Below are 17,665 nucleotides of genomic sequence, written 5' to 3' on the forward strand. Positions count from 1 at the left end.
CATTTATAGGAGAATGATTATGAGAAAAACACCATCTCACACTGAGAAAAAAATGGTCTACAGCATCCGTTCCCTCAAAAATGGAACTGGTTCTGTCCTTATCGGTGCAAGCCTTGTCCTGCTTGCTATGGCTACACCAACTATCTCAGCCAACGAAAATACTACAAGCAATAAGGGAACTAGTAATGAAACTACTACTGTCCTTGCCCAACCTCTTACTGATACAGCAGTTAACTCTGATAAGAAGGAAAGCGATATTTCTTCACTTAAAAATGCAAACGCTTCCCTAGAGAAAAAAGAAGAAAAACCTGCAACAGAGGCAACCACTCCTGCTGCAAGCCCTGCTGATTCAGCACCACAAACTGGACAAGATCGTTCAAATGAGTCAACTACTTCTACGAGTCCAACAACAACTGAAACTAAGGCAGAAGAGCCAATCGAAGACAACTACTTCCGTATCCATGTCAAAAAGCTGCCTGAAGAAAACAAGGATGCTCAAGGACTATGGACTTGGGACGATGTTGAAAAACCTTCTGAAAACTGGCCTAACGGAGCCTTGTCCTTTAAGGATGCCAAAAAAGATGACTATGGCTATTACCTAGATGTCAAATTAAAGGGAGAACAAGCCAAGAAAATTAGCTTCCTCATCAATAATACAGCTGGAAAAAATCTAACTGGTGATAAATCGGCAGAAAAACTAGCTCCAAAAATGAACGAGGCTTGGTTGGACCAAGATTACAAGGTTTTCTCTTACGAACCACAACCTGCAGGAACTATTCGTGTCAACTACTACCGCACGGATGGCAACTATGACAAGAAATCACTCTGGTACTGGGGAGATGTGAAAAATCCAAGTAGCGCTCAATGGCCTGACGGAACAGACTTTACGGCTACAGGTAAATACGGTCGCTATATTGACATTCCTCTTAAGGATGCCGCAAAAGAATTCGGCTTTTTATTACTAGATGAGAGCAAACAAGGAGACGACGTGAAAATCCGTAAAGAAGATTATAAGTTCACCGATTTGAAAAATCATAGCCAAATTTTCCTAAAAGACGATGACGAATCTATTTACACAAATCCATACTATGTCCATGATATACGTATGACAGGAGCCCAACACGTAGGAACTTCTAGCATTGAAAGCAGTTTTTCAACACTTGTCGGTGCTAAAAAAGAAGATATCCTCAAACACTCCAACATCACTAATCATCTAGGAAACAAAGTAACTATCACTGATGTTACAATCGATGAGGCTGGCAAGAAAGTGACCTACAGTGGAGATTTCTCGGACACAAAACATCCTTATACTGTTAGCTACAATTCCGACCAATTCACTACCAAAACAAGCTGGCGTCTGAAAGATGAGACTTACAGTTATGATGGCAAACTGGGAGCTGACCTAAAAAAAGAAGGAAAACAGGTTGATTTAACTCTTTGGTCACCAAGTGCTGATAAGGTTTCTGTTGTTGTCTACGACAAAAATGACCCTGAAAAAGTGGTTGGAACTGTCGCTCTTGAAAAAGGGGAAAGAGGAACCTGGAAACAAACTTTGGATGCAAACTCAGGTCTTGGAATCAGCAACTACACTGGCTACTATTATCAATACCAAATCGAGCGTCAAGGTAAAACTGTTCTTGCACTCGATCCTTACGCTAAATCCCTCGCTGCTTGGAATAGTGACGATGCTAAGATTGACGATGCCCATAAAGTGGCTAAAGCCGCCTTTGTAAATCCAGCTAAACTAGGACCTCAAGACTTGACTTATGGTAAGATTCGCAACTTCAAGACTCGTGAAGATGCTGTCATCTATGAAGCTCATGTGCGTGACTTCACTTCAGATCCTGCCATTGCAAAAGATTTGACTAAGCCATTTGGTACTTTTGAAGCCTTTATCGAAAAACTAGACTACCTCAAAGACTTGGGTGTAACCCACATCCAGCTCCTTCCAGTCTTGTCTTACTACTTTGTCAATGAATTGAAGAACCATGAACGCTTATCTGACTATGCTTCAAGCAACAGCAACTACAACTGGGGATATGACCCTCAAAACTACTTCTCATTGACTGGTATGTACTCAAGCGATCCGAAGAATCCAGAAAAACGAATCGCAGAATTCAAAAACCTCATCAATGAAATCCACAAACGTGGTATGGGAGCTATCCTGGACGTAGTTTATAACCATACAGCCAAAGTCGATATCTTTGAAGTTTTAGAACCAAACTACTACCACTTTATGGATGCTGATGGAACACCTCGAACTAGCTTTGGTGGTGGACGTTTGGGGACAACTCACCATATGACCAAACGCCTCCTAGTTGATTCTATCAAATATCTAGTTGATACCTACAAAGTGGATGGTTTCCGTTTCGATATGATGGGAGACCACGATGCAGCTTCTATCGAAGAAGCTTACAAGGCTGCACGCGCCCTCAATCCTAACCTCATCATGCTGGGTGAAGGTTGGAGAACCTATGCTGGTGATGAAAATATGCCTACCAGAGCTGCTGACCAAGATTGGATGAAACATACCGATACGGTTGCTGTCTTCTCAGATGACATCCGTAACAACCTCAAGTCTGGTTATCCAAACGAAGGTCAACCTGCCTTTATCACAGGTGGCAAGCGTGATATCAACACTATCTTCAAAAACCTCATTGCTCAACCAACCAACTTTGAAGCAGACAGTCCTGGAGATGTCATCCAATACATCGCAGCCCATGATAACTTGACCCTCTTTGACATCATCGCCCAATCTATCAAAAAAGACCCAAGCAAGGCCGAGAACTATGCTGAAATCCACCGTCGTTTGCGACTTGGAAATCTCATGGTCTTGACTGCTCAAGGAACTCCGTTTATCCACTCTGGTCAGGAATATGGACGTACCAAACAATTCCGTGACCCAGCCTACAAGACTCCTGTAGCAGAGGACAAACAACCAAACAAATCTCACTTGTTGCGTGATAAGGATGGCAATCCGTTTGACTATCCTTACTTCATCCATGACTCTTACGATTCTAGCGATGCTGTCAATAAATTTGACTGGACTAAAGCTACAGATAGAAAAGCATATCCTGAAAATGTCAAGAGCCGTGACTATATGAAAGGTTTGATTGCCCTTCGTCAATCTACAGATGCCTTCCGACTTAAGAGTCTCCAAGATATCAAAGACCGTGTCCACCTCATCACTGTTCCAGGACAAAATGGCGTGGAAAAAGAGGATGTAGTGATTGGCTACCAAATTACTGCTCCAAACGGAGATATCTACGCAGTCTTTGTCAATGCGGATGAAAAAGCTCGCGAATTTAATTTGGGAACTGCCTTTGCATATCTCAGAAATGCTGAAGTTTTGGCAGATGAGAACCAAGCAGGACCAGTCGGAATTGCCAACCCTCAAGGCCTTGAATGGACTGAAAAAGGCTTGAAATTAAATGCCCTTACAGCTACTGTTCTTCGAATCGCTCAAGGTGGTGCCATCGTTGCCCCAGCTATGGAAGAAAGAACAGAATTTGATCTTTCTAGCTTGAATGTCGAACAAGAACAAGGTCAAGCCCAAAACCTAGCAGCAAATCCTGAAACCCAAGAAACTGCTACAGAGACTCTCTCTCAGAAAGTCCTTCCAAACACAGGAACTGAGAGCAAATCTCTTCTTACTCTTGCAGGAATTAGTCTCCTTGCTCTCCTAGGTCTCGGGTTCTTACTGAAAAACAAAAAAGAGAACTAATCTAGCCCTCCTATAGAACAATCCCCCAAGCCTTGACGCTCGGGGGATTGATTTTTGTACAACATTTGTCGTCATAATAAACTTGAGTAGTTTTTTATTAAGCCTCTTTCATGGCAAAGTACGCCCGTACTTTTGGTGCCACTTGTGTGCCGAAGAGTTCAATAGCTCTCAGAACCTGGTCATGAGGCATGGAGCCAAGCGGTAGATGGAGCATAAAGCGGTCCAAATCTAAATCCTCAATCATGCGAATCAATTTTTCTGCCACCTGATCTGGATTACCCACAAACATGGCGCCATTTGGTTCTACCTGCTCCAAATATTGCTCATAACGTAATTCCTGCCAATGCGGCCGATCTTTGGAAATAGCATCCACTACTTGCTTGGTCGGATGGAAATAATCTTTCACAGCCTGCTCGCCATCTTCAGCAATCCAATCCCAAGAATGGGCTCCAACCTTTAGTTCATGACTGGCATAGCCCGCTTCGCTCCCAATCTCACGATAAGCCTGAATCAACTTTTTAAAATAACAAGGGTTACCGCCAATAATGGCATAGACAATCGGTAAGCCTGCCTGAGCAATCTTCACTGTTGATTCGACATGACCACCTGTCGCTATCCACAAGGGCAATTTGTCCTGAACTGGACGAGGATAAACTTCTTTGCTAGAGATTGTTTGGGTCAAGCGACCTTGCCAGTCTATCTTGGTCTTCTCATTGACTAACTGGAGCAAGTCCAATTTCTCATCAAAGAGGGCTTCGTAGTTCTTTAAATCATAGCCAAACAAGGGAAATGATTCCGTGAAAGAACCCCTTCCAGCCATAATCTCCGCTCGTCCATTTGACAAAGCATCGATGGTCGCATATTGTTGAAATTCCCAATTCTACCATTGTGATTCTTCCCGTCTATTTCTTTCCTGCAATTTGAAAAATTATTCTAATACTCAATGAAAATCAAAGAGCAAACTAGGAAGCTAGCCGCAGGCTGCTCAAAACAGTGTTTTGAGGTTGTGGATAGAACTGACGAAGTCAGCTCAAAATACTGTTTTGAGGCTGCAGATGGAAGCTGACGTGGTTTGAAGAGATTTTCGAAGAGTATAACACGAAACTTGAGTACAAGCAACCAATCTGCTCACAGGAAAAAGCCTATATAACTAGACTTTTTTAGCTTATTCTACCGTTACTGACTTAGCAAGGTTACGTGGTTTGTCCACATCAAGCCCACGGTGGAGGGTTGCAAAGTAAGCGACCAATTGCGTTGGCACAACCATTGAAATTGGTGAGAGGTAAGGGTGGACGGTCGTAAGAACGATGTCGTCTGTATCTTTGGCAACATTTTCTTCTGCTATAGTGAGGACTTTGGCACCACGAGCTGCGACCTCTTGGATATTTCCACGAGTGTGGTTGGCAAGGACTGGATCTGACAAGAGAGCCAAGACAGGCGTTCCTTCTTCAATCAAGGCAATAGTTCCGTGCTTAAGTTCTCCTGCCGCAAAGCCTTCACACTGGATGTAAGAAATCTCTTTGAGTTTAAGGCTTGCTTCCATAGCTACATAGTAATCTTGACCACGCCCGATATAAAAGGCGTTGCGAGTTGTTTCAAGAAGCTCACGAACCTTAGCTTCAATGTCTTCTTTCTCTGAAAGAGTTGATTCGATAGACTGAGCTACGATTGACAACTCATGAACCAAATCAAAGTCTTGCGCTTTGACATTGCCATTTGCTTCTCCTACTGCTTTTGCAAGAAAGGCAAGGGCTGCAATTTGTGCTGTATAAGCCTTGGTTGATGCCACGGCAATTTCAGGACCTGCATGAAGAAGCATGGTATGATTGGCTTCACGTGAAAGAGTTGAACCTGGTACGTTTGTCACTGTCAAGCTTGGGATTCCCATTTCATTAGCCTTAACCAAAACCTGACGGCTATCCGCTGTTTCACCAGATTGACTGATAAAGATGAAAAGTGGTTTTTTGCTGAGAAGTGGCATACCATAGCCCCACTCAGATGAAATTCCCAGTTCCACTGGTGTATCAGTCAATTCTTCCAGCATCTTCTTAGAAGCAAATCCTGCATGGTAAGATGTTCCAGCTGCAAGGATGTAGATACGGTCTGCGTCTTGAACAGCCTGGATGATAGCTGGATCTACCACTACTTGACCAGCCTCATCTGTGTAGGCTTGGATGAGTTTACGCATAACCGTTGGTTGCTCATCAATTTCCTTAAGCATGTAGTAAGGGTAAGTTCCCTTACCGATATCTGACAAATCAAGCTCAGCAGTATAGCTAGCACGTTCACGACTGTTACCATCATAGTCTCGAACTTCCACGCTATCAGCCTTGACGATGACCAACTCTTGGTCATGAATTTCCATGTATTGGTTGGTTTCACGAATCATAGCCATGGCGTCTGAGCAGACCATGTTATAGCCTTGTCCAAGACCAATCAAAAGTGGTGATTTATTCTTAGCCACGTAGATAACTTCAGGATTTTGTGAATCTACCAAGGCAAAAGCATAAGAACCACGGATGATGTGAAGGGCTTTTTTGAAGGCTTCAAGAACTGACAAACCTTCTTCTTCCGCAAATTTTCCAATCAAGTGAACGGCGATTTCCGTATCTGTTTGCCCCTTGAAGTGGTGACCTGCAAGGTATTCTTCCTTGATTTCAAGATAGTTTTCAATCACTCCATTGTGAACCAAGATAAAACGTTCTGTCTCAGAGCGATGTGGGTGAGCATTGTCCTCAGTTGGTTTCCCGTGAGTTGCCCAACGAGTATGTCCGATACCAGTTGTTCCCTCAACACCAGCTGTCTTGGCAGACAATTCTGCAATACGACCAACCGCCTTGACTAGATGGTTTTCAGCACCACCTAGGACAAAAATCCCCGCAGAATCATAGCCACGGTATTCGAGCTTTTCAAGCCCTTGAATCAAAATATCAGTTGCATTTGTGTTTCCAACAACACCAACAATTCCACACATAGTATATACGACACAGACCAGCTGTGCTTTCTCCTTAAAATTGGTATAGTCTAATTCCTCTTTTGTAGAATTAGCAAAAACAGTATATACTTGTTTCTTTCACTTGTCAATAGTAAAAATTGGTATAGTTCAAATTAACTTTTTTGTAACCAAAAAACTCTGACCAATTAGGATAATCAGTCAGAGTCCTTTTTAAAATCCATTATTATCGCTTAATTCCTTGAACCAGTACCCTGATTTCTTCAGACGACGTTCTTGCGTTTCCAAGTCTAATTCGACCAAACCATAGCGATTTTTATAACTATTGAGCCATGACCAGCAATCGATAAAGGTCCAAATCAAGTAACCCTTACAATTGGCTCCATCTTCAATAGCACGGTGAAGTTCACCAAGATGACCTTTTACAAAGTCAATACGATAATCATCTTGAATTATTCCATCTTGACGGAATTTTTCTTCCCCCTCAACACCCATACCATTCTCTGTCAACATCCACTCAATATTGCCATAATTTTCCTTGATATTTTGGGCAATGTCATAAATCCCCTGCTCATAAATCTCCCAGCCACGGTGAGGATTAATTTTACGTCCAGGCATCACATAAGGCTCGTAAAAATGTTCTGGTAAGAGTGGACTCTCTGGATGCTTAGCAAATCGAGGCGCCATAACACGCAAAGGTTGATAGTAGTTGACACCGAGGAAGTCCACTGTATTGTCACGAATGAGTTCCAACTCTGCATCTGTAGCATCAGGCAAGAGCCCGTGTTCATGCAAGATTTCTACCAACTCCTGTGGATAAGTCCCCAAAACAGACGGATCTAAGAAAGATTGGGTCTGAAAAAGGTCCGCAATACGAGCAGCCTTGACATCAGCAGGATGCTGGCTACGTGGATAAGCTGGTGTCAAGTTGAGGACAATCCCAATCTTGGAATCAGGCAAGAGTTCATGACAGGCCTTGATCGCACGACTGCTAGCCAATTGTGTATGATAGGCTACTTTAACTGCCACCTCTGCATCCACCTTATGTGGATAATGGGCATCGTAAAAATAGCCAAATTCTACAGGAACGATTGGCTCGTTAAAGGTAATCCACTGATCTACTAAATCTCCATAAGTCTCAAAACAAAAACGAGCATAGTCTTCATAGGCTGAGACAGTCGCCTTATTTTCCCAACCATCACCATCTTCTTGAAGAGCAAAAGGCAGATCAAAATGATAGAGATTGACTAAAAGACGAATTCCTTTAGCCTTAATAGCCTCAAAAACCTTACGATAGAAATCCACACCTTGAGCATTGACTTTTCCACGCCCTTGTGGAAAAATCCGTGACCATTGAATAGAAGTCCGAAAGGCTGTATGACCAGTTTCTACCAGTAGCTCGATATCCTTTTCCCAATTTTCATAAAAGGTCGATGTCTTATCTGGACCAATTCCATTATAGTAACGATTTGGCTCCACTTGATACCAATAATCCCAGAGATTATCTCCTTTACCGTCACCAGCTACACGCCCTTCTGTCTGTGGTCCAGAAGTAGAGGATCCCCAGACAAAATCCTTTGGAAATCTTAGCATACATTTACCTCTTTATCTACTCATTTTTCCCATTATACAGAAAAAACAAGGTAAAAACTAGTTACATTTTTTCCTTGTTTTTCTTCTGATTATAGTTTTTATTTCTTGCTGAGAATTTCAAGCGTTTCAAGCAAGTTATCTGCATGAACTTCGATGGTGTCACCAGTCGCTTTAATCTTCACTTCTACGATGCCATCGGCTGCTTTCTTCCCAACAGTGATACGGATTGGCAATCCAATCAAGTCACTATCGCTGAATTTAACTCCGACACGTTCATTACGGTCGTCTGTCAAGACTTCGTAACCAGCTCCCATCAAGCTTGCTTCAAGCTTTTCTGTCAAGGCTTGCGCTTCTTCATCCTTAACATTGACAGTAATCAAGTGCACATCAAATGGTGCCAATTCTTTAGGGAAGTTGATTCCCCAAGCGTAACGGTATTCACCTTTTGGCGTTTTATTAACAAAGAGGCGAGCGTGTTGCTCCATCACTGCTGAAAGGAGACGGCTGACACCGATACCGTAACATCCCATGATAATTGGCACAGCACGGCCATTTTCATCCAAAACATCTGCTCCCATGCTTGCTGAGTAGCGAGTGCCGAGTTTGAAGATGTGACCAATTTCAATACCACGCGCAAAGTTAAGGACACCTTGTCCATCTGGTGAAATTTCACCCTCACGAACTTCACGGATATCCACATATTCTGCAGTAAAATCACGACCTGGGTTCACACCAGTCAAGTGGTAGCCATCTTCGTTAGCACCCACAACTGCATTACGAACATCTTGCACTTTACGATCTGCAATGATTTTAACATTCTCTGGCAAACCAACTGGGCCAAGTGAACCAAATCCTGCTTGAACAACATTTGCCACTTCTTCTTCGCTAGCAACGTCAAAGAAATCTGCTCCCAAGTGGTTTTTCAACTTAACTTCATTAAGCTGATCATTTCCAACTAGAAGGGCGGCAACAAGCTCACCGTCTGCCATGTAGAAGAGGGTTTTAATCGTTTGTTCTTCTGGAACGTTGAGGAAGGCGGCAACTTCATCGATTGATTTAACATCTGGTGTTGCAACACAAGTCACTTCTTCTTCAGCGACAACACGGTTGCTTGGTTTGTACTCGTTTGTTGCCATTTCCAAGTTAGCCGCATAGCTAGACTCACTTGAGTAAGCAATGGTATCTTCACCAGAGACCATCCATTTAAGCAATTCTGCCTTGATTTCTTCTTGCACTTCTGCAGGAATTTCGTCAAATGAGGCAACTGACTTGTCCAAGACAACCCAGCGGTCAAGGTCTGTACGAGCAGGTGTAATGGCCATAAATTCTTGGCTGTCCTTACCACCCATGGCTCCACCGTCACCGATGATAGCCTTGAAATCTAAACCACTACGAGTGAAAATACGCTCATAAGCAGCCTTGTACTCATCGTAAACACTGTCCAAGCTATCATAGTTAGCGTGGAAACTGTAAGCATCCTTCATTATGAACTCACGTGTACGGAGCAGTCCATTACGCGGACGTTTTTCATCACGATACTTAGGCTGGATTTGATAAAGGTTAAGTGGCAATTGCTTGTAAGACTTAACAGAATCACGGACAATAGCTGTAAATGTTTCTTCGTGAGTTGGACCTAGGATAAAGTCTGATTTTTCACGGTTTTTTAGTTTGTAAAGGTCTTCACCATAAGTTTCGTAACGACCTGATTCACGCCACAATTCTGCACTAAGAAGGGCAGGAGCCAACATCTCAACAGCACCAATCTTGTCGAATTCTTGGCGCATGATATTTTTGGCTTTTTCAATCACACGGTTGGCAAGTGGTAGGTAAGAATAAACACCTGCAGATACTTGGCGAACATAACCAGCACGCAACATAAGAGCGTGGCTGATAACTTGAGCATCGCTTGGCATTTCGCGAAGCGTTGGGATAGGCATTTTACTTTGTTTCATAATATTCCTCGATTATCTAAAAAAGAGTCGCATAATGTCATTCCAAGTCACAGCAATCATCAAGACAACCATGATGACCACTCCGACCAAGGTGACATAGGTTTCAATTTCTTGTTTCAATGGTTTGCGGCGGATAGCTTCTAGGATATTGAGCACAATCTTACCACCATCCAGGGCTGGAATCGGAATAAGATTAAAAATCCCGATATTGATGGAAATCATTGCCAAGAAGTACAAGACATTTTCAATTCCATTTTTAGCAGCATCACTACTTGCCTTAAAGATGGCAACAGGTCCACCTAGCTTGTTCAAATCCGGTTGGAAAATCAGATTTTTCAGAGCTGAGAGAATTCGGAGAGCTGAGTCGGCAGCGGTTGTAAAACCACCTACAAACATGGATAGAAAATCTGACTTAATTCCCGGTTGAACACCTAGAAGGTAACGACCTTGATTTTCTTCTGGGGTAACCGTTACTTGTTTGTCACTACCATTTTCAGAGATAGTCACATCCAAGGTCGGGGCCGTCTTATCTTTGGTTTCTGCTTCAACAGCCTGAATCAAGCTTTCCCAGTTGATAATCTCATGTGAACCAATTTTAGTAATCTGTGCCGTTTCTGGCACTCCTACCTTAGCCAAAGCCCCTTGAGGCATGACATGGAACTGATTGGTAGCAACATCTCTAACACCACCCTGCATGAAGATTAAAATCCAGAAAACAACAACCCCTAAGATAAAGTTGTTCATAGGTCCTGCAAAGTTGGTAATCAGTTTGCCCCAGATAGTCGCATTTTGATATTGAACATCTAAAGGTGCAATCCGAACTTCTGTTCCATCTGCTTCCACAACCGTTGCATCATGATCCACTGCAAATGTTTTTTCTTCTTCCAAAACCAAGCCTTTGATAAAGAGCTTGTCTTCAAAGTCAAACTGGGTCACCTGCATAGGAAGAGCTGTTTGATCCAATTTTTTACCTGAAAGATTGATACGTTTAACCTTACCGTCCTCAGCAAGTGTCAAACTGACAGGAGTTCCCGTCTTGATTTCAGTTGTATCATCACCCCAACCGGCCATGCGAACATAGCCACCCAGAGGCAAGATTCGAATGGTATAGGCCGTCCCATCCTTGCCAATGTGAGCAAAGATTTTGGGTCCCATACCGATGGCAAATTCACGCACTAGAATTCCTGATTTCTTGGCAAAGTAGAAGTGCCCGAACTCGTGCACCACCACAATAATCCCGAAAACCAGAATAAAGGTTAAAATTCCGAGCATAGTATTTCCTCCGTCTTTTGATTAAAAGAGTCCAAACAAGTGCATGATTGGAAATACAAGCAACATACTGTCGAAACGATCCAAAACACCACCATGTCCAGGGATAAATTTCCCAGAATCCTTGACACCAAAGTGACGCTTGATCGAACTTTCTAGTAAATCACCAAATTGTCCAGCAATACTAAAGAAAATAGCAAAGACTGACATCTTGTAAATTCCATAGGGAAGAGCAACTGTACTGTCAACTATCATAAAGATGATGGTTACTAAAATCGCACCTAAAATACCACCCAAGGCACCCTCAAAGGTTTTATTTGGAGAAACTGTCGGAGCTAATTTTCGTTTACCATAGTTCATCCCAACAAGATAGGCACCACTGTCTGTCGCCCAAACAATACACAAGGCCAAGAGAGCCTTATCTAAACCTGCAACGCGAGCATCTAGTAAAGCATTAAATCCAAAGCCAACATAAAAACTCATAGCAAGAGGGAAAACAGCGTCCTCAATCGTATAAGACTTGCTAAAAACAGTCGTTCCTAACATGATTGAAATCAACACACTATAAGCAACCACATTCCCATCAACTGGTAAAAAAGTCAGATAATTCTCCAAGGGAATGGTCAAGGCAAAGGTTGCAAAGAGGGTTAAGAGGCCCTCCATCGTCATGGTCTCTAGACCTCTCATCTTCAAAAGTTCATGCATGGCTAGCATGGCTATGATTCCAATTGCTATCTGAAGCAAGAGTCCCCCAATCATTAAAATCGGTAGGAAAATAGCCAGAGCAATCCCTGCAAACAAGGTTCTTTTCTGTAAATCCTGTGTCATATTTCCTCCTAAACTCCTCCAAATCGGCGATGACGACGATTGTAGGCAAGAATGGCTTCCTGCAAGGCCGCCTCGTCAAAATCAGGCCACAAGGTGTCCGTAAAATAGAGCTCACTGTAGGCTCCCTGCCATGGAAGGAAATTGCTCAAACGTAATTCTCCACTAGTACGGATAATCAAGTCTGGGTCTCGTAAGTCCTTAGGCAAATGCTGGGTGAAGAGATAGTTGCCAATTAATTCCTCTGTGATGTCACCTGGGTTGATTTTGGCATCTAAAACATCCTGTGAAATCAACTTAAGAGCCTGTGTAATCTCAGCTCGTCCACCATAGTTGAGGGCAAAATTAAGAATCAAACCCGTGTTGTTCTTAGTCAATTCCCCAGCCTTGGTTAAAGCTTCAAAAGTTTGCTTAGGCAGGCGGTCTGTCTCCCCAATCATTTGAATCTTAACATTATTCGCATGCAATTCAGGGACATAATTGTCATAAAATTCTACTGGCAAGTTCATGATAAACTTGACTTCCTGATATGGACGGGTCCAATTTTCCGTAGAAAAAGCATAGACCGTAATCACCTTGACGCCCAGTTTGTTGGCTGCCTTGGTCACAGTTTGCAATGCTTCCATGCCCGCCTTGTGTCCGAAGACCCGTGGTTGCATACGTTTTTTAGCCCAACGACCATTCCCATCCATGATGATGCCTATATGAGCAGGAACCTGCGTCGGAACCTCTACTTCCACAGCCTTATCTTTCTTAAAAAATCCAAACATGATCTTATTCCTATTCAAAAATCTATCGTTTCATTATACCATATTTCCCTATTTTCTTCTATCACTAAGCTATTTATACTCTTCGAAAATCTCTTCAAACCACGTCAGTTCTATCTGCAACCTCAAAACAGTGTTTTGAGCAACCTGCAGTTAGCTTCCTAGTTTGCACTTTGATTTTCATTGAGTATTATTCTCAGGCACAAAGCCCATTTCCAAAAAAATAAGCCGCCTGATTGGGCGACTCTATTTTTATAGGGAGATTATTATGAAAAAGTTTTAGGAGTTTAAGTTAAAATCTTCTTAACTTATGAACTTAGTATACACTCCCTAGCTTAAAGTTTCCTTAAGTATTTTTAAAAATCAAATTTTTCCATTTTTCCTGCCAATTTTTCTTGGATAGACGTGCTTGATAGAGTTCCATTCGGTCTTCATTCTCTAAAAAATGAGGAGTTGGGCGAACTTGAAAATTCAAAATATCCTCCAAACCATAAGGTGCATAGAGTTCAAAATCTGCTTCTTCATTCAAGCGCAGTCCAAGCGCCGTACACCGTTCTGGATACTTACTCATAGCATCACGGGAACTGGTATAGGGAGCAGTATGAGGGCTATGCTGATGCATATAGACCTGATTTTTCAATTCCCACTGGTACTGAGGAAAATCCGCTCTCAACTTTTTCTCTAGAGACAAGGTTTCCTCATAAGAAATATCTAGATCAAAGAAAATCACATCTACATCTGTTTCATGGTCAAAAGGGGATTTGTCTGACAAAAGATTCCAGATGAAATTTCTGACAGAACCTGCTGCCAACCACGAGTCTTTCAAACCAAAGTTTCGGATGATCGTCAGAATAGCCATCATATCCGAATTTTCTCTAAAAGCCTCTAGAATTTCTTGCTTATTTTTCATTGTACTCATACCCCAAATGCTCATAGGCCTTAGCCGTTGCAACCCGTCCAGACCGCGTCCGCATAATAAAGCCCTTTTGGATGAGGTAGGGTTCGTACATGTCCTCCACCGTCTCGCGCTCTTCGGCGATATTGACAGAAAGAGTTCCTAATCCGACAGGACCACCACCGTACATCTCAATCATGGTACGAAGGATTTTTTGATCCACATAGTCCAAACCTTCATGGTCAACATCCAGCATGGTCAAAGCCTTATCGGTAATAAGATCATCGATCACCCCATTCCCCATAATCTGGGCAAAATCGCGCACGCGCTTAAGGAGACGATTGGCAATACGGGGAGTTCCACGACTACGCAGGGCCAACTCAGACGCTGCCTCATGAGTGATTTCCATCTCAAAAATATCTGCCGTCCGCTCGACAATTTCTGTCAAGTCAGCATGGGCATAATACTCCATATGACCTGTAATCCCAAAACGTGCCCGTAGCGGATTGGAAAGCATACCAGCCCGAGTCGTCGCACCAATCAAGGTAAAAGGTGGCAACTCCAAATGAACACTACGACTACCCTCACCAGCCCCAATCATGATATCAATGTAGAAGTCCTCCATGGCACTGTAAAGCACCTCTTCCACTGACATGGGCAAGCGATGAATCTCATCAATAAAGAGGACATCCCCAGGATCTAAGTCATTCAAAATCGCTACCAAATCACCAGCTTTTTCAATGACTGGACCCGAAGTCTGCTTGAGATTGACACCCAGTTCGTTGGCAATAACAAAAGCCATGGTCGTTTTTCCCAAGCCTGGAGGCCCAAATAAGAGCACATGATCCAGCGCTTCATCCCGCATTTTGGCAGCCTCGATAAAGATTTGGAGCTGATCCTTGACCTTGTCCTGTCCAATATATTCACGTAAGTACTGAGGACGGAGCGTGCGTTCTACCAACTCCTCATCCCCCACTATCTCATTATCTAAAATTCTACTCATGGCTCTATTATATCAGAAAATCATTCGTTCTATTTTACTAGAGATTTTCTATTTGTTTGAATAAGTCCTAAATTACTAAAAATAGAGTTATTTTGTATCGTTGGTTTCCGTTTTGTTGCCAATATCTGAAATTATCTTTTCCAAGGATTCTTCTACTGATATATTTAACTGTTTCGCAACTGCCTTTATGAAAAATTCAAAAGAATGGTCATATCTTTCTTTTATTTCCTCTTTTTTATTTTGAGAAAATAATTCTTTATACTCTTCATATACTTTACTATCATTTCCAAAGTCTATATTAGTTCTTCCAAGTAAAAAATCAGTGGTTGTATCTAGTATGTTAGCTAATTTTATAATATTGTCTAAAGTAGGTTCTGCCTTGCCACTTTCCCAATTGCTATATGATTTCTGACTTATATCTAATTTAGATGCTAGTTCGGTTTGAGTTAGTTTTTTTTCTTTACGCAACTCTTTTAATGCAGTATTATTTAATGCCATATAATTTACCTCAAAAAGTTTTAAGTTTCCAGTTGACAAATATACCTAGCGAGTATATAATTAAACCATACCTAATAGGTATATTCAAATTATATCAAACTATACCATGTTTGGCAAGAATTGGGGGTAACTGTCTATGATTGTATAAAAAAGTCTTTGAAGAAAAAATCCTCAAAGACCTGTATTTCAGTAATTTTAGTCTCTAGTTACTAGTAGCTGATAGCAGTCCATTGATAAGTTAAGCAAAAGTGTAGGTGCAAAGCAGGGGGTGAAGCCGTTGGCTAGCACCATGCACCGCACCGACCGCACTTTTGCTTATATTCTGACTACGGATTTTAGTGTGTATTAGTAACTATCAGTAACACAGTATATTTCACAAACTTTTAGTTGAAAATAGACCTACAATCTCTAATAGGTAGGTCTAAAAGACATTGAAGAACCTTCAAACCCTTGGGAGAGTAGGCGCGGAGTGCATTTTATTGAACGAAATCGCATTGGCGCTTAGAGCCACAAGGGAATAGAGCCTGTTTGATGTCTTTTGCCGAAAGACAAGGATATTTCAGCAAGCGAAAAAAGATTGTGAAATTTTATCAAATGTATAGAAAAGGAAATATAAAAATGGAAAAATTTAAAATAACTGCAACACAATTTATTAAAGGTGAATTTGAATTCGACAAGGAGCAATTTGAGATACCGGAAGTGTTAAGAGTTGATTTCTCCAGAGCTAGAGAAAAATATGAATATGTTGAAATTAACGGAGAAAGTACAAAAACTGATAAAATTGAACGTTACACGGCTTATTCTAAAGATGGAGAATTGGCTCAATTCTTAGAAGAAAAAGGTATGTTTTCCGAGATTGAAGAATTGAAGGATTTTGCCTTTGAGATTTCAGGAGATTTAGAAAAAGTTAAAATGTTTAAAGAAAAAGGTCTAACTCGTTATATCACTCTGACAGATTATGCTATTAAACCAAAATGGAATGGTTCAAGACAATGCTTTGATGGTATTAAATTAGAGGTGAGAGAATTTGAAGAGGAGTAATACGGTCACTATTGACTGGTTTGCTAATACAGTTAAACCAGTTGATGATGTCGACTATATGAAATCTTGTAAATATGTAATTGAAGAACTATTAAAATTAAATTTTAATGATTTCGTTCTTGAGTTGTACGGTACAAACCGATATAATCATCATTTTGCCTATGCAGATATTAAGGTATATTTTTCTCTTAATGATGATAATTCAATGAATTATGGAATGGGAATATTTACCGAGATGAGAGGGCATGGATGTAGGCAATATGAACAATTTATGGACGGTTCGGTTAATAACTGGAGTGCTTTAGTAAGTAGGTATTTAAATGATTGTGCTCATTTTACAAGGCTAGATGTAGCGAATGATATTTATGATGGAAGTTTATCAGTTCAGAAAATATACGAATATTGCAAACAAGGTCTATGCATTAGCTATTCAAAAAAATATGAGTATCATGAAACTGGCAGACTTGAAGATGGAGAAATCGTTGGAGAAACTATAAATATTGGGAAAAAAGGAAGTAACTCGCAACAGTGGGGTGTATATAATAAGTTAATGGAACAAGGAGAGAAAGCAAGCGATATTGGAATTACTTCGTGGATTCGTTCAGAGTTAAGATTGTTCGGTGACAAGGCTGTATTATTTGCTCAAAATATGGCTATGAAGAAACCATTGAAAGATTTGTTTTTCTCTGTATTAGCAAGTCACTATCGTTTTGTTTTATCAGACAAATACTCAATAGATACAAAAAAATCTAGAAGGGAAACTGTTTCATGGTGGAATGAATATATTCAAACAAAGGAACGTACAAAATTGAAGACAGTTAGAGAAGAAACCACTTTGCTTAAGTCAAAAGAATTTTTAGAAACTCAAGTTGCTCGAACACTTACCAAGGTTTATAAGGCTTATGAGAGTTCTCAAGGGGTAGAATCTGCAAATGCGTATATAAATTATTTGTTAGCTCTTGGCCTTGAAAAGATGAATGATAAAGACCATACAGAAGTCAAAGAATTTTCCGTAGAGCAAAATAATAGTTTTTCCTGGGGGAAATAAAAATGACTAAAAAAATTGTGATGTTCTTTGATGAAAGGTTAAATACTAGCTTTCGTATAGTACGCTTTGGGAAGTGTATATCAGTAAGGCAAGAAAT

The 17,665-nt window shown here is 41.2% G+C and carries 12 protein-coding genes and 1 pseudogene; 3 read left to right on the top strand and 10 right to left on the bottom strand.

The window, feature by feature from the left end:
- Positions 1-19: 19 nt before the first annotated feature.
- Complete coding sequence (locus GEZ84_RS01295; protein WP_153223034.1) at positions 20-3,724, top strand: pullulanase; 3,705 nt, start codon at positions 20-22, stop codon at positions 3,722-3,724.
- A 97-nt stretch (positions 3,725-3,821) separates the two neighbouring features.
- On the opposite strand, the pseudogene GEZ84_RS01300 reads toward GEZ84_RS01295, so the two are convergent.
- The 10 genes and pseudogenes from GEZ84_RS01300 to GEZ84_RS01345 all read right to left on the bottom strand — a co-directional run.
- Positions 3,822-4,595: pseudogene (locus GEZ84_RS01300) on the bottom strand (LLM class flavin-dependent oxidoreductase); the annotation flags it as partial.
- A gap of 294 nt (positions 4,596-4,889) precedes the next feature.
- Positions 4,890-6,698 (bottom strand): glutamine--fructose-6-phosphate transaminase (isomerizing), encoded by a 1,809-nt coding sequence (gene glmS / locus GEZ84_RS01305; RefSeq protein ID WP_153223037.1) that lies wholly within the window; start codon positions 6,696-6,698, stop codon positions 4,890-4,892.
- 192 nt (positions 6,699-6,890) lie between these two features.
- On the bottom strand, positions 6,891-8,270 hold the full coding sequence (gene bglA / locus GEZ84_RS01310; protein WP_153223039.1) for a 6-phospho-beta-glucosidase: 1,380 nt from the start codon (positions 8,268-8,270) through the stop codon (positions 6,891-6,893).
- A gap of 98 nt (positions 8,271-8,368) precedes the next feature.
- Entirely contained in the window at positions 8,369-10,222 is a 1,854-nt protein-coding gene (locus GEZ84_RS01315) for a proline--tRNA ligase (RefSeq protein ID WP_153223041.1), read from the bottom strand.
- A 12-nt stretch (positions 10,223-10,234) separates the two neighbouring features.
- Positions 10,235-11,494 carry an RIP metalloprotease RseP gene (rseP, locus tag GEZ84_RS01320; RefSeq protein WP_153223043.1) on the bottom strand — a complete coding sequence of 420 codons (1,260 nt, stop codon included), beginning with the start codon at positions 11,492-11,494 and terminating at the stop codon, positions 10,235-10,237.
- Positions 11,495-11,515: 21 nt separating this feature from the next.
- Positions 11,516-12,319 (bottom strand): phosphatidate cytidylyltransferase, encoded by an 804-nt coding sequence (locus GEZ84_RS01325; protein WP_000189860.1) that lies wholly within the window; start codon positions 12,317-12,319, stop codon positions 11,516-11,518.
- 8 nt (positions 12,320-12,327) lie between these two features.
- Positions 12,328-13,086: an isoprenyl transferase gene (locus GEZ84_RS01330; protein ID WP_153223044.1), complete on the bottom strand. Its 759-nt coding sequence runs from the start codon at positions 13,084-13,086 to the stop codon at positions 12,328-12,330.
- 343 nt (positions 13,087-13,429) lie between these two features.
- A complete protein-coding gene (locus GEZ84_RS01335; protein WP_153223045.1) occupies positions 13,430-14,002 on the bottom strand; it encodes a nucleotidyltransferase family protein in 573 nt (190 codons plus the stop codon).
- On the bottom strand, positions 13,983-14,981 hold the full coding sequence (gene ruvB, locus GEZ84_RS01340) for a Holliday junction branch migration DNA helicase RuvB (protein ID WP_153223047.1): 999 nt from the start codon (positions 14,979-14,981) through the stop codon (positions 13,983-13,985). The genes GEZ84_RS01335 and ruvB overlap by 20 nt, the downstream gene beginning before the upstream one ends.
- Positions 14,982-15,068: 87 nt before the next feature.
- Positions 15,069-15,479, bottom strand: a complete 411-nt coding sequence (locus GEZ84_RS01345) for a helix-turn-helix domain-containing protein (RefSeq protein WP_228113002.1) — start codon at positions 15,477-15,479, stop codon at positions 15,069-15,071.
- 618 nt (positions 15,480-16,097) lie between these two features.
- Here GEZ84_RS01345 and GEZ84_RS01350 point away from each other — a divergent pair.
- Both GEZ84_RS01350 and GEZ84_RS01355 read left to right on the top strand, forming a co-directional pair.
- Positions 16,098-16,520: a hypothetical protein gene (locus GEZ84_RS01350; protein WP_142358337.1), complete on the top strand. Its 423-nt coding sequence runs from the start codon at positions 16,098-16,100 to the stop codon at positions 16,518-16,520.
- Entirely contained in the window at positions 16,507-17,568 is a 1,062-nt protein-coding gene (locus GEZ84_RS01355; protein WP_228113003.1) for a replication initiation factor domain-containing protein, read from the top strand. The genes GEZ84_RS01350 and GEZ84_RS01355 overlap by 14 nt, the downstream gene beginning before the upstream one ends.
- The last annotated feature ends 97 nt before the right edge of the window (positions 17,569-17,665 follow it).

Source organism: Streptococcus mitis, from assembly GCF_009496155.1.
Lineage (GTDB): Bacteria > Bacillota > Bacilli > Lactobacillales > Streptococcaceae > Streptococcus > Streptococcus mitis_BQ.